The sequence below is a fragment of the Mycobacterium sp. NAZ190054 genome (genome assembly GCF_001545925.1).
GTDB lineage: Bacteria > Actinomycetota > Actinomycetes > Mycobacteriales > Mycobacteriaceae > Mycobacterium.
This window is the reverse complement of the sequence record NZ_LMVQ01000088.1, coordinates 1-12724: the sequence shown is the minus strand read 5'-3', so window position 1 is coordinate 12724 and position 12724 is coordinate 1. Positions and strand designations below refer to the sequence as shown.

Genomic DNA, 12724 nt, shown 5'->3' with positions numbered 1-12724 from the left:
GCCATAACCAACGCGGCGTGTCGTGAAGACGGGGCCAAATCAGACCGTCACAACTGCACACCCGCGACCACACAGGTGGAGCCACTTCAAACCGTCCACCCGGGGCCAAGTCAGGCTGTCACAGCCACTCCTTCTTCTGCAACAGCGCGGGCAGGTCACGCATCGGAGATCGCCCTGGAGTTGGAGGTATTCGAGCGCACCGCCCGTCGCGGTCTCGAAGCGTTGAGTACAGCCGGGGGTGCCCGTGTACTCCATGCCGGGACGAAGGGGCGGGTGGCGCCTCTTGGGCGGCGCTCGTACCTACCTGTCCGGGCTGACCGCGGGCGAGGCTCGCGCGCTCTTTCTGATGACCCGCCTCAACGGCAACCCTGAGCGTGAAGGCCGCACTGCGCAAACTGGTACGCGCGCTGCCCGAGCCCTTTCGCGAGCAGGCCGAGGTGGCCGCGACATCAGTCGCTGTAGACCCACGACACTGGGTATCAGCCAGCCCGAGCCCCGACCATCCCGGTTTCTCGACGAACTTCAGGAGGCGGTGATCCGCAGTGTCCAGGTACGGCTCGGCTACGTCGACCGTAAGGGCTCGGAAACCGAGCGGACCGTACACCCATTGGCATCGTCGCCAAGGGGCCGACGTCGTACCTGGTCTCCAATACGGCGGCCGGCCGACGGACCTTCCGGATCGGCCGTGTCTCCTCGGTCGGTTGACCGACGACGCTGTCCACGCCCCCAGGGATTCGACCTTGCCGAGAGCTGGCGCGAAATCGCCGACGAGCTCGATCGAAAGCGCTCTCCTTCAGAAGCCCGAGCCATGTGCGCTCCCGACGGGCTCGGACTGCTCCGGATGGTGTGCTCGCGGCCGCCTCGAAGTTAGCGGTTCCACTTCCGACGGCCGGATCGAGATCGTGATCCGCGGTCGCGACGAGTACGCGCTCGCCGGCGAACTCGCCTGGCTCACCGAATGGCTCGAAGTCGCCGGCCCCCGCAGGGCGTACTCGACCACGTCGCTACGGTCGGCGCGCTGGTAGCGCGGTACAGTCAAGCGGTGCCGCGCCTCAGCCCCCATGGGTATCCCCGATAACGGCTGGCCGACGGAATGGGACACGACCACTTCCCTTCCTGGCGAACCGGTTTCGGACCAGCCGCCAAACCGCTGAACTACCAGAGCAGCCAGGCGATCCGCGGCAGCCGTCGACCGCGGCCTTCTCGCAGCCGGACTGCATACCTCAGACCTTCATCGCGCCGAGCACATTGCTTGCCGCCCCATCAACAACGCGGATCTGCACTTGACACGAAGAGTCTCGCCCGGGGTAATGGCGCTGCGTTGAGCCAGAGTCTGCGTGCACCTGTTGAGTAACGTTGCAGCAGCACTGGATTTGAAGACAGTGATCGGCGTCGATCATAGGGAAACGTACCGCCCCGGACGGCGGTAGTCCCGGACCGTCGCAGACCCAGCCGAGGGTGCTCTCACTGCGGATTCTGAGCGGCAATACCGACCAGGCGGACATCGGCGCCCCCGGCGGCGGTACCGTCACGTCGCCGGAACCCAGCGATCACGGGTTCACCATCGCTGTCGACGAATTGATATGGCGTACCCTTGCTTCGGTCGGCGTGCTTGTAGCCCCACTGGCCGATTGCTCCAAGGACCACGATCAAGTCGCGGCCGGATTGCGTCAACTCGTAACGCTTGCGGGCTCGGTCGCCCGGCTCGCGATACTTCACCGTCTCCAATACCCCGGCCGACACAAGTTCAGCCAGCCGGGCGCTGAGGACATCCGAGGCAATTCCTAACTGACCCTTGAACTCCGAGAAACGGGTCCTGCCCAGGAATGCTTCGCGAATGATCAGCACCGACCACCGCTGCCCGATGACCGCCATAGCGCGCGCAATAGGACAGGAATCGCCGGACCACGGATCGGTGCGCATCACCACATCCTATCTGAGTTGGAATAGCCAATCCAGGCTGATACTGTCGGTCCGTGATCGGCCGCGACAACGAGTTGGAGGCGATCACCGCTGCCGCGGACGGCGTGGCGAACCGCGGATGTGCACTCGTCGTTGAAGGCGAGCCCGGGATCGGGAAGACCACTCTTCTGGCGGCGGCAACAGTGTGGGCCAAGCGTCACGGGTTCACCGTGTTGTCGTGTGCCGGGGTGCAGTCGCAGACCACGGTGGGCTACGCCGGTCTACACGAATTGGTGCACCCGATCCTCAGTTGCGTCGATACGTTGCCAAAGCACCAGCGGACAGCCCTTCTGGCAGCGTTCGGCCTCGCCGAGGCGGGCATGCTCAACCCGCTGCTGATCGGCGTCGCGACACTCGGGCTGATCGAGGAGGCCGCGGCCACCAGACCCATGCTGCTCGTGATCGACGATGCGCAGTGGCTCGACGACTCTTCGCTCCACGTCGTGACCTTTGTCGGGCGCCGCATCGCGAACTCGGCGGTGATGATGTTGTGCGCGGCAAGGCCTCGCATCGACGGGGGCTCGTCGCAACTCGTGTCGCTGCCGCACCTCACGTTGGACGCACTGGACAGCGCGACGTCGCGCGTCCTGATGAAGGAGGCGCTGACCGCCGCCGGCCGGCACGAGCTCAGCGAACTGACCCAACGGCGCGTCCTGGCCGAAGCTGCGGGTAACCCGTTGGCCATTGTCGAACTCACGAAGGCACTGTTGGCCGGCGGTGAGGACGGGGCGGGCCCCTCGCCGATCCCCCTGCCGACGACGCGACGCATCGAACGCGCCTTCCTGGAGCAATTGGACGCCGTTCCAGAACCCAGTCGCCGCATGCTGGGACTGATCGCCGCGGGCGGCGACACACATATGGCCGAACTTGCCGATGCAGCAGGGCGTGTCGGTCTATCAGATACCGATCTGGACCCACTTGAGCGCAGCGGGCTGATCACCGTCGTCGCCGGGTCGCTCCAGGTGCGACATCCACTGATCCGGTCCGTCGCGTATCGGGTGACACCCCTGACGCAACGTTCAGCCTTTCACCACGCGCTGGCCGAAGCGGCCAACGATTCGATGAGAGCGTCCTGGCACCGCTCGGCGGCGGCCTACGGACCCGACGAGGTCGTCGCCGCCGGCCTCGAAACCGCGGCCCAGGCGGCGCAACTCCGTGGCGCCAACGCCGAAGCCGCACGCGCATGGCGGCGTGCCGCTGCGCTGTCGCCGTCGGCGGATGATCGCATCCGGCGGCTCGTCACTGCCGTTGAACCCGCGTATCGGGCGGGGCTGACCGCCGAGGCGATGGAGATCCTGGACGAGGCCGAGCCGTTGGCCACTGATCTCCGGCACCAGTTCGATCTCTCGATCGCGCGCTTCACCCTCTCCGTCACAACTGGCGTAACAGCTTCGCCGGTAGAGCATTTGGTGGCGCTGGCAGAGCAGTTCGGAAGCGACGGTGATTCGGACACGTGTATCCGCCTGCTCGCCGCCGCGGCCGCGCAGTGCCGGATGCACGGACTCGACGAAGGTGACCGTGAACTGGTGGCCGAGCGCCTGCACCAACTTGAGCACCTGGATCACCCGGCAGTCGAAGTTGCGTTGACGACCGTCGAGGACACCAAGTATGCCCGCCAGTTCCGTTGCCGCGCGGCATCGTTACAGGACGCTCTCGGTTGTGACCTGACGGCGCTGATGTCGATGGGGCTGGCAGCGGAGTCGGCTTCTGATCTGGCGACTGCGAAGTCATGCTGGGAAGGTTCCATCACGGTGGCCCGAAGGACAGGTGCCCCCGCGATTGAGTGTGAGGCGCTGCGCGGCTCAGCGCGATCGCAGATCATCGCCGGGCAATTGACCGAGGCCGCCGTGAGCGCGCACAACGCATTGCAAATCGCCACCGACGCGGATCTCGGGCTCAGCATGGGCGCCGCCGCCGCCTTGCTCGCAAGGATTCAGGCATGCCAGGGCGATACCAAATCCGCACAACAGTCACTGGCGATAGCTCAACAGCATCTGCCTAGCGACACTCCCCTCCTGTGGCTAGACGACCTGGCCTGGGCCAGTGGTCTGCTTGCGCTGACCACACACGACAACGAACGCGCCTTCACTGAACTTTCGCAGATGAACCGTGACCGCAGTTCCCGTCGCTGGGCTATTGCCGACCTCACCGAAGCCGCCGTCAACAGCGGCCACACCCGGGTGATCTGTCACCTGGTCGACGAAATCGACACCGAATCGAGCGCGTTGGGTTCCTCACACGTCGTCATGCTGGTACACCGCAGCCGGGCTCTGATGGCCGGTACGGACCAGCACGCAGAGCACCACTTTCACGCCGCGTTGGACATCGAAGAAGCCGAGAACCAAGCGCCATTGGAGTACGCCCGCACCCGATTGACCTACGGCGAATGGCTTCGACGACAACGACGCATCATCGACGCACGCATTCAGTTGGCCGCAGCACTAAGGGTTTTCGAACACCGTGGAGCCCAGCCCTGGGCTCGCCGCACACGAGGTGAACTGCGCGCGGCCGGCGTGCAAGTGCCAGGCGCAGCATCGGCAATCGACGTGCCTACGGCCAAACTCTCGCCGCAGGAACTGCAGATCGCGCGGCTCGCCGCCGCCGGACTGACCAACCGCCAGATTGCCGACCAGATCTACATCTCGCATCGGACCGTCGCGGCACATCTGTACAAAATCTTCCCCAAGCTCGGCATCACCCGCCGCGCTCAGCTACGAGACGCCATCGAACTCGACAACGCCACGCCCGTCGGCGATTAGCCGAACTTGTGGTCAACGTACTTATGCCGCGCCGCCGGTCGAGCTGATGGCATGGACGCATGGACTCTTATCGGGCTTATCAGGTCATTGGACAACGCGACTTCTCTCTCGTCGACCGCCAATTGCATGACCCCGCCCCCGGACACGTGCGGATCCGGACGGCGGCATGCGGGGTATGCCACAGCGATGCGCTGGCCGTGGAAGGACAGCGGTCGGACCCGACGAGGCCGATCGTTCCCGGCCACGAGGTGGTCGGGATAATCGATGCCGTCGGTGCTGGCGTGGAACCTCGGTGGCAGGTCGGTGACCGCGTCGGGGTGGGATTCCTCGGCGGCCACTGCGGTCAGTGCGACTTGTGCCGTCGCGGTGACTTCGTCAATTGCGTCGACCAACCCCAGCCCGGAACGACCGTCGACGGCGGGTATGCCGAGATCGTCTACGCCAGGGTTTCTGGGCTGGTGCGGGTTCCGGGAGCTTTCGACGCTCTGACCGCGGCACCCCTGTTGTGCGCCGGGGTGACCGTCTTCAACGCGCTACGCGCGGCCAAGGCCCCGGTGAACTCACTGGTGGCGGTGCAGGGCATCGGCGGATTGGGCCATCTCGGCGTGCAATACGCCAAGAGGATGGGTTACCGCGTCGCCGCGCTGGCTCGCGGCACCGAAAAGGCCAGACTGGCCTCGACGTTGGGCGCCGACTATTACATCGACAGCGCCGCCGAAGACCCCGCCGCCGCGCTCACCGCACTCGGCGGTGCGACAGCGATCGTCGCCACGGCCGCGAGCGGCGCATCGATGGCCGGACTGGTAGCCGGACTACAGCCACGGGGCCGAATGATCGTCGTCGGAGCCTCACCCGAACCGGTACCGGTTCACACCCCCGACCTGATCTTCGGCGGTCGCAGCATCATCGGAAGCCTCACCGGATCGGCAATCGATAACGAGGACAATCTCGCGTTCAGTCTCGCGCATCAGATCGCCCCGATGATCGAACCACTCCCCTTCGCCGAGGCGCCGCGCGCCTATGAGCGAATGATGTCCGGACGCGCGCGCTTCCGCGTGGTCCTCGACTTCACATCCGCTCAGTGATGCACGCCGCGTCGTTCATCGCCGAGACGATTTCAACGGTCGGTAGCACCGCGTGCGCGAGAAACCGATAGTTCACCAGCGCTGCCTGATACCCGTCGCCCCAGGCGGGGTGACGGGGGCCCGCCACCGCATCCACGGCCACCGCAACTTCGAATCCGTCCTCGAGGAGGTGACGCAGGTGAGACTCGACGCACATGTTCGCCAACATCCCGGCGAGGATGACGCGGTCGCATCCTCGCTTCCGTAGCTGTAACACAACGTCGTTGGTCTGCGGCCCGAAGACCTTGTGGGGGCTCGCGACGGTGGTGGTCGGGCGGTTGATATAGGGTGCCAACGCAGGTAGCCAGTCTGCGCCCGACCCCGCGAAGTCGGTCAAATCCAGGGCGCCAGCGCGGGCGAACGTTCCGGTGGCGAACTCGTCGGATTCCAGCGGCCCGTTGAAAAACCACTGCGAATCAGACGGATAGAAGTAATGCGGCGAGATCACCAGCGGATACCCCTGGGCGACGGCGGCTTCCATAAGCTGGGCGAGGTGGGCCACTGTGTCGTTCTCGGTGACACTCGCCCCGACGACCGCCCAGTTGCGCCCGGTGGGACTCAGGACGTCGATCTGGGGATCGATGACCACGACCGCGGTGTTCGTGGGGTCGAACTTCATTGCAGCAGTCCTAACAGTTGGTTGAAGCACTCCGACATGGACGGATGGGTGTAGATCTCGTCCCGCAATGCCGATGCGGTGATGCCGTGGCGCATCGCCAGGGCGACGATGTTGATCACCTCCTGTGCGTCGTGACACAGCAGGGCAGCGCCGAGAATCCGGTCGGTCTCCGCGTCCACCACCACTTTCATCATCCCGGCCGTGTCATCGACGATGCGGGCTCTTGCCACGGTGGCCAGGTTCACCACCGGGCTGGCCGCCACTTTGAGGTCGTAACCCGCGGTGCGCGCTTGGTTTTCGGTAAGGCCGACACGTGCCAGTGGAGGGCTCAGGAACAGGCAGTTCGGAACCGCTCGGCGCTGGGCGGCAGACCTGGGTTCGGCAGCACCGCCGAGCTGATCGAGCACGATGCGGTGGTCGTCGAGAGAGATGTAGGTGAACTGCGGTCCGCCGTTGACATCCCCGACCGCATAGATGTGGGGTTGGCTGCTACGGCGGTAGTCATCGACCACGACGGCACCGGTGTCGGTCATCTCCACCCCGGCTCGATCAAGTCGGAGATAGGCGGAGTTGGGCGTGCGTCCGAGCGCGATCAGCACGACGTCGGCCTCGACGGTGGCGGCGCGTCCGCCGATGCGATACCCCACGCGTGCCAACGGTGGCGTGCCCGGCCGCGGAACAGTTTGCACTTCAGTGACTTCGGCGCCGGTGAGGATCGTGACTCCCCTACCGGACAGGACAGAAACTGCAGCGTCGGCGATGTCTGGGTCCTCATGTGCCAGAACGGCCGGGCGTTGCTCCAAAACGGTCACGGAGGTGCCGTATCCGGCGTACATCGACGCGAACTCCAAACCGATGTAGCCGCCGCCGAGAATCACAAGCCGGTCCGGGCGCGAGGCACGCCGCAGCAACTCCGCGCTGGTGACCACGACCGGACTATGCCGCACGCCGGGTATGTCGGGAATCACCGGGGTTGAGCCGGTACCGATGACGATGTCGCGCGCCACCACCGTGGCGAGACCGTCCTCGGTCTCTACCGCGACCGAGTTCGCATCGATGAAGCTCGCCCGACCGGTGAGCACCCGCACTGACGGGACTGACTGCAGTGCAGCGAGATTCGCAGCCCGCAACCCGGTGGTCAGTCGCTCTGTGGCAGCGACCGCATCCGCGTAAACCAACGTTCCGGATGAGCCGCGCGGCGAGTGCTCACTGCGGTACACCATCGACTTCGTCGGCACACAGCCGGTGTTGATGCAGGTGCCACCGTACATCTGCGCCGACTGCTCCACCAGCACGACACGCTGACCTTGTCGGCCCACCTCAGTCGCCAACGTCTTGCCGCCCTTGCCGAATCCGATGACGAGCAGATCGGCCTCGATCACCTGCGGGGTCACGCGAGGAACTCGACGATCTCGCGGGCGAAGTCCGTGACGTGCTGGAAGAGGAACCCGTGCCCGGCATCGCTGTACAGAATGGCCTTGGCATTGGGCAGCCGGCCCACCATCGCGAAGGTGGCATAGGCATCGATCATCCGGTCGTGCGCACCGTTGGCAACCAAGGTCGGAATGGTGATCTCTCTCAGGCGATCCCAGATACTCGAACCGGTCGAGGCAATGACGGCCAACTGCGCCTGCATCGTCTCGATCGACACCGGAACATGCTCCGGCGACAGGACGCGGTCGTCCAACCTCCGCAACGATTCCAGTCCCCGCTTGCGACCAGGGTCCTCATCGGGAAAGAACAGATAGAGAAAGTCATCGTCGTCGTTGGCAGGCTTGGTGGCAACCTGCCAAATCTTCGGATCGGGTTGCGGCATGCCGGGCACACCACCACCGGGAGAGCTGCCCGCCACGATCAACCGGCGCACCAGATCAGGACGTTGCAACGTGGCCGCCTGCACCACGATCCCACCCAACGACCAACCGAGCAGATCGACCTCGGACAGCCCCAAGGTGTCGACGAACTCGGTGAGTCCGCCGGCCAGGGCGTCCATGCTGGTCGGCGCGACGCCACTGGTCCTACCGTGCCCGATGTTGTCGAAAAGGATCACCTCGCGTTCGGCTCCCAGTGCGTCCAGGAACGCCGGATCCCAGTGATCCATGGTGCCGCGAAAGCGCAACGCCAGCACCAACGGGACACCTGTACCCGCACCGAAGCGACGGTAGGCGAACCGCGCGTTCGGCCCGTCCAAATAGCGGGTCTCGGCCATCAAAGACAACGAATTCTCCATATGCTGTGCACCCTTCATCGATCGCTCGCGAGATCGCCTCGGATCCGCGCCATCTCCGGATTCTCTTGCCTGCAGACCTCGAGAGCCATAGGCACATTGACTGTCTTCCATCTGGCGACGCCGTCGTCGAATCCGACCACCCGTAAGCAGGATCTGTCGCCTACGGTTACTCGAACGCGAAGTCGGATAGGTCCACCGAGACGATCAGCGGATCAGCGGCCGCCGTGTTGTCGTTGTTGCGCGGGAAGATGCGCAATCTGGACGGCAGGACGATTCCCTGCACGGTGACAGGATCGAGCAGATAGCGAGCTGCCGGATTGCTGCCTTGGATATCCACGTCGTAGTCGTGGCGACGCAGCATCCCCGTGTCGTCGACATAGAAAGTCTGGACCGTGCTGTGGGTGGCAATGTCTTCAGGGAAGGTCACGCGCAGCCGTCGCCAAGTCTCTCCGTTCTCCGTCCACGGCTCGATCTCCTCGGTCAAAACCCCCGGTCGGGCCAGGATGAACGGAGATGTCAGGTAGGTCCACATCGTGTATCCGGCGAAGTAGGCGACCTGCGCGTTACTCCACGGGGTCTCCATGACGTATCCGGCGAACGAATCACGGGGCTCGTCGAGTTGCTCGACCACCTCACCCGCGGGTGTTTCAATGGTGACTCGCTTCGGGGTGAACTGGGACCGGTGATCGGTGGGGGCGAAAGGCCAGTGCGACACCCACTCTCGGTTGAGGTCGACGCGGACGTTAGCCTCCTGCAATACCGTCGGCTGACCCTTGAGCCCCCACAGCACACCGCCCTGGTGCAGTCGGGCGTTCAGGAACGCAAACCGGCGGAACCGGTCGAGACCGCCGTGCGCATCAAACATCACATCAACCAAGTCAGACATCTTGCCTCCTCGAAAGGTCGCATCCCCGGTGGATTCACGATGGAAAGGAACTGATTCAGTTCAGCTCCATCGATGACTCTGGGCCACCGCCGACCGACCAGGCATCCGTCAGATGACTACGTTTCGGCGCTTTCGGACGGCGGCCAGCGCAGCGAGGAGCGGTTGTGCCGGTTAATACCGCGCGTGGAATACCTCTTCTGGACGTGAGCCCGCGCGGCGCTGTCGCCACCGCACAGCTCACCCTCAATCAGCCGTCAGTCGAGCCGGATGAAAGAACCACGAGTCGTTCGGCGACTGCTATGCCAGCTTGTACAAGTCGGGAATATGCAGAAATCGAATATGCAGTGTTACCAGTAAAGTACGCCTGAGACGTCCTTCGTGGGTGGCTGTCTCATTTCTTAGAGAAATGAGACAGCCGCAAAAACGCCGCTCCCCCGCCGCAAAACTCCAGGCCAGTTCGTCTCATATTCTGTCTCGAATTGCTCCCCGCCGACGTGGCTCTGTTGACCGAGCTGTCGGCAGAGGCCGAGGCACACCGCGACCCGACTCCAGGCGAAATCGCGTATGAACAAGCAATGCAGGCTCTTTCGGCGACCAACAGTGCGCTCGGCGACCAGTGGCGCCGCGAGTACGACAACTACGCGGCGCGGCTGACCGAGGCCGTCGAAGCGCAACTCGCCGGCCTGCAACTCTCAGTGCCGGTGTTCGTTTCCATCACTTGCGCTCCCGAGTCGTACGAACCGGGAGCGTTCGATGAACACGCGCCGCCACTGTATCCACGGAACGCGATCGAGACCGCGGTCAATAGGGCCATCACCGACAGCCCTACTCCTGCCGCCCTTCCTGCGCAACTGTTGCTCGATCGTTGCAGAAGCCGCACTTCGCACTCGCGGCGCTGCAAAGGAGCGCTCCGGTGAGTAACCCAAATCTGGCCAAGCTTTCAGAAGCCGCCGGACAGTGCGGCATCCCGGCCGAGACCCTCAAGAATGCTGGCCGCAGACGGGGCTCCTCCCCCAGGTTGTGCGCGGTAAAGCTGGCCACGCCTACTTCCCGCGCAACGACATACCGACCTGGACCGAATGCGTCAGTCTGTTCAAAGAGCAGCGCGACCACCACCTTCGCCGAGCCGCGTCCGCGCTGCGCCGCCTGGAGACCGAGCTGGAGGCGGTCCGCAACCACATCACCGAAGCGCGCGAACACCCGCAGCAGACACTCGGCATCGACATGATGAGCTTCGGGCACTGGCCCTACGGTCGGATGGGATCCACGCTGCGTGGCCAGCCGCTCATCACCGGCGTCCTGGTGCAGTCGACCACCGAACGTATGGCGATCACCCGTAGGGCGTCGAAGCGGCCGGCCTATCGAGCCTCCGGGCGCTGTGGACTGCAGTGGGCCGGCGGTGAAAGCGCCTGCAGCGCACTGCCCGCGACACGCGGGCGGGGGATCTTCGAATCTCCGGAGGTACGTCATGGCCCGGAGATTCCGAGGTGACCTGCACTTCGCTGTGTGACGCGGACGTTGCCACACGTTTCGGTGAAGTTAACGTCACCTTTCCCTGTTGACCAAACGTCATGACGTTTGTACGTTCGGTTCATGTCGTGGGATTCCGAAGACCTGGTTCCCGGCCCCGTGCCTCTGTGGTTCCAGATCAGCGAACGGCTGATGACGGCATTGGACAAAGGTGAGTTCGCCGTAGGCGACGCGCTGCCCTCGGAGGCGGAGCTCGGCCGGCGCTTCGCGGTGAGCCGGACGACCGCCCGCGCCGCTCTGGACAGCCTGGCTGAACGCGGCCTGATCGAACGCAAATCCGGGCGCGGCTCAATTGTGTTGCCGCCCAGAGTGGAACAACCGCTGAACCTGCTGTCGAGCTTCAACGAGGACATGCGCGCCCGCGGACTGACCCCTGGCTACCGGGATGTCCGGGTGGACGTGGCCGACGCGCCGGCTGAGGTGGCCGCCGAGCTGGGTGTCCTGCCCCGCGCGCAGTTGGTGCGCATCCGCCGTCTGCTGCTGGCCGACGACGCACCCATGGGGGTCAGCGCATCCTGGTTGGCGCCGAGCGCAGCCGATCCCGACGATGAGTTACCCGACACGCGTTCCATCGCCTCGCTCTACGTGTGGTTGGAACGGCACCGCAATCTCCGGGTCTCTGCAGGCCACGAGGTCATCGAGGCGGGTGTTGCCGACGCCGATCTTGCTGCGGAACTGCAGATCTCGGTGGGTGGCCCGGTGCTCGTGGCGCGCCGTACCGCGCGGGATCACCGCAGCGCGCCGGTGGAGTACGCGATCCGGCACTACCGGGCCGACCGCTACCGTTACCGCATCGAGCTGAGCCGGCCATGAGCTCACAGCGGGTGTTCTTCGTGGGCGACGTGGGCATCGACACCACCGTGCTGCTGCCCGCGGTCCCGGCGCCCGACGAAAAGATGGTGGCCGATGAGCTGCACGAGGCCACCGGTGGTGTGGTGGCCAATGCCGCCGTGGCGGCCGCGCGGACCGGCGCGGATGTCACGCTGTTCACCGCCGCCGGTGACGACATCTTCGGCCGGTCGATCCCGGCCCGGTTGGCCGACGAAGGCATCGACGTGCACGTCGAATGGTCGGCCAAAGCAACCTGCCGCGCGATCATCCTGGTCGACGGCGGCGGCGAGAAGCGGCTGGTGCTCGCGCCGGATGTCGCCATGTATCCCGGCATCGACACTGTCGACGCCCTGAACCTCGATGCCGCGGCGTGGCTGCACACCGCCGCCTACGACCGCCCCGCCAGTGCCCGATTGATCGAGCGCTGCCGCGCGGCCGGGGTGCCGGTGTCGATCGACCTGGAACCCGCCACGATGCCCGGCGGTCTGCCCGATCTGTCCGCGCATCTGGCGGGGTGCCACACTGTGTTCCTCAACGAGCGGGCTGCCGCGGCGATCGGACCCGATGCCGTCGATCGCATCCTGGATCTCGGCGCCCGTGAAGTCGTGGAAACCCTGGGCCCGCGCGGGGTTCGGCTGCATCACGACGGCGCGTCGGTGGCCATCACACCACCCCGAATCGACGCACCTGTCGTCGACACCACCGGTGCCGGTGATGCCCTGGCGGGCTGGCATGCCGTTCGGCGGGCGGCCGGTGACGGGGCGGCCGCGGCGCTGCGCCTCG

The 12724-nt window shown here is 65.2% G+C and carries 12 protein-coding genes; 7 read left to right on the top strand and 5 right to left on the bottom strand.

Features of this window, described 5'->3' with window-relative positions; genetic code table 11:
- The first annotated feature begins 902 nt into the window (after positions 1–902).
- The gene (locus ASJ79_RS34720) at positions 903–1025 is read left to right on the top strand and encodes a hypothetical protein (protein WP_255374662.1); all 123 of its coding nucleotides are present in this window, start codon (positions 903–905) and stop codon (positions 1023–1025) included.
- A 439-nt stretch (positions 1026–1464) separates the two neighbouring features.
- On the opposite strand, the gene ASJ79_RS08090 is transcribed toward ASJ79_RS34720, so the two are convergent.
- A complete protein-coding gene (locus ASJ79_RS08090; protein ID WP_067954203.1) occupies positions 1465–1923 on the bottom strand; it encodes a helix-turn-helix domain-containing protein in 459 nt (152 codons plus the stop codon).
- Positions 1924–1976: 53 nt separating this feature from the next.
- Between ASJ79_RS08090 and ASJ79_RS08085 the strand changes: the two genes are divergently transcribed.
- Together ASJ79_RS08085 and ASJ79_RS08080 are read left to right on the top strand one after the other, a co-directional pair.
- Positions 1977–4721: an AAA family ATPase gene (locus ASJ79_RS08085; protein ID WP_067954201.1), complete on the top strand. Its 2745-nt coding sequence runs from the start codon at positions 1977–1979 to the stop codon at positions 4719–4721.
- Between the two features lie 59 nt (positions 4722–4780).
- Positions 4781–5806, top strand: a complete 1026-nt coding sequence (locus ASJ79_RS08080) for an alcohol dehydrogenase catalytic domain-containing protein (RefSeq protein WP_067954200.1) — start codon at positions 4781–4783, stop codon at positions 5804–5806.
- Here the strand turns inward: ASJ79_RS08080 and ASJ79_RS08075 are convergent.
- The 4 genes from ASJ79_RS08075 to ASJ79_RS08060 form a co-directional block, all read right to left on the bottom strand.
- Positions 5790–6464: an isochorismatase family protein gene (locus ASJ79_RS08075; RefSeq protein ID WP_067954199.1), complete on the bottom strand. Its 675-nt coding sequence runs from the start codon at positions 6462–6464 to the stop codon at positions 5790–5792. The two genes, ASJ79_RS08080 and ASJ79_RS08075, sit on opposite strands and share 17 nt — an antisense overlap.
- Positions 6461–7858 carry an FAD-dependent oxidoreductase gene (locus ASJ79_RS08070; RefSeq protein ID WP_231750778.1) on the bottom strand — a complete coding sequence of 466 codons (1398 nt, stop codon included), beginning with the start codon at positions 7856–7858 and terminating at the stop codon, positions 6461–6463. Before ASJ79_RS08070 ends, ASJ79_RS08075 begins: the two co-directional genes overlap by 4 nt.
- A complete protein-coding gene (locus ASJ79_RS08065) occupies positions 7855–8694 on the bottom strand; it encodes an alpha/beta fold hydrolase (RefSeq protein ID WP_067954198.1) in 840 nt (279 codons plus the stop codon). Before ASJ79_RS08065 ends, ASJ79_RS08070 begins: the two co-directional genes overlap by 4 nt.
- 166 nt (positions 8695–8860) lie before the next feature.
- Positions 8861–9580 carry a hypothetical protein gene (locus tag ASJ79_RS08060; protein WP_067954197.1) on the bottom strand — a complete coding sequence of 240 codons (720 nt, stop codon included), beginning with the start codon at positions 9578–9580 and terminating at the stop codon, positions 8861–8863.
- Between the two features lie 503 nt (positions 9581–10083).
- Here ASJ79_RS08060 and ASJ79_RS08055 point away from each other — a divergent pair.
- The 4 genes from ASJ79_RS08055 to ASJ79_RS08040 form a co-directional block, all read left to right on the top strand.
- Positions 10084–10497: a hypothetical protein gene (locus ASJ79_RS08055; RefSeq protein WP_156448329.1), complete on the top strand. Its 414-nt coding sequence runs from the start codon at positions 10084–10086 to the stop codon at positions 10495–10497.
- 103 nt (positions 10498–10600) lie between these two features.
- Positions 10601–11071, top strand: a complete 471-nt coding sequence (locus ASJ79_RS08050; RefSeq protein WP_231750777.1) for a hypothetical protein — start codon at positions 10601–10603, stop codon at positions 11069–11071.
- Between the two features lie 102 nt (positions 11072–11173).
- A complete protein-coding gene (locus ASJ79_RS08045; RefSeq protein WP_067954195.1) occupies positions 11174–11923 on the top strand; it encodes a GntR family transcriptional regulator in 750 nt (249 codons plus the stop codon).
- Positions 11920–12724, top strand: an 805-nt coding sequence (locus tag ASJ79_RS08040; RefSeq protein ID WP_067954194.1) for a carbohydrate kinase family protein, incomplete at its 3' end; no start/stop codon positions are given. The genes ASJ79_RS08045 and ASJ79_RS08040, both read left to right, overlap by 4 nt.

Bases quoted from the DNA above. Each gene is read 5' to 3' on its own strand.
- ASJ79_RS08080 (WP_067954200.1), top strand. From the start codon at position 4,781: ATGGACTCTTATCGGGCTTATCAGGTCATTGGACAACGCGACTTCTCT.
- ASJ79_RS08065 (WP_067954198.1), bottom strand. From the start codon at position 8,694: ATGGAGAATTCGTTGTCTTTGATGGCCGAGACCCGCTATTTGGACGGG.
- ASJ79_RS08090 (WP_067954203.1), bottom strand. From the start codon at position 1,923: ATGCGCACCGATCCGTGGTCCGGCGATTCCTGTCCTATTGCGCGCGCT.
- ASJ79_RS08060 (WP_067954197.1), bottom strand. From the start codon at position 9,580: ATGTCTGACTTGGTTGATGTGATGTTTGATGCGCACGGCGGTCTCGAC.
- ASJ79_RS08045 (WP_067954195.1), top strand. From the start codon at position 11,174: ATGTCGTGGGATTCCGAAGACCTGGTTCCCGGCCCCGTGCCTCTGTGG.
- ASJ79_RS08075 (WP_067954199.1), bottom strand. From the start codon at position 6,464: ATGAAGTTCGACCCCACGAACACCGCGGTCGTGGTCATCGATCCCCAG.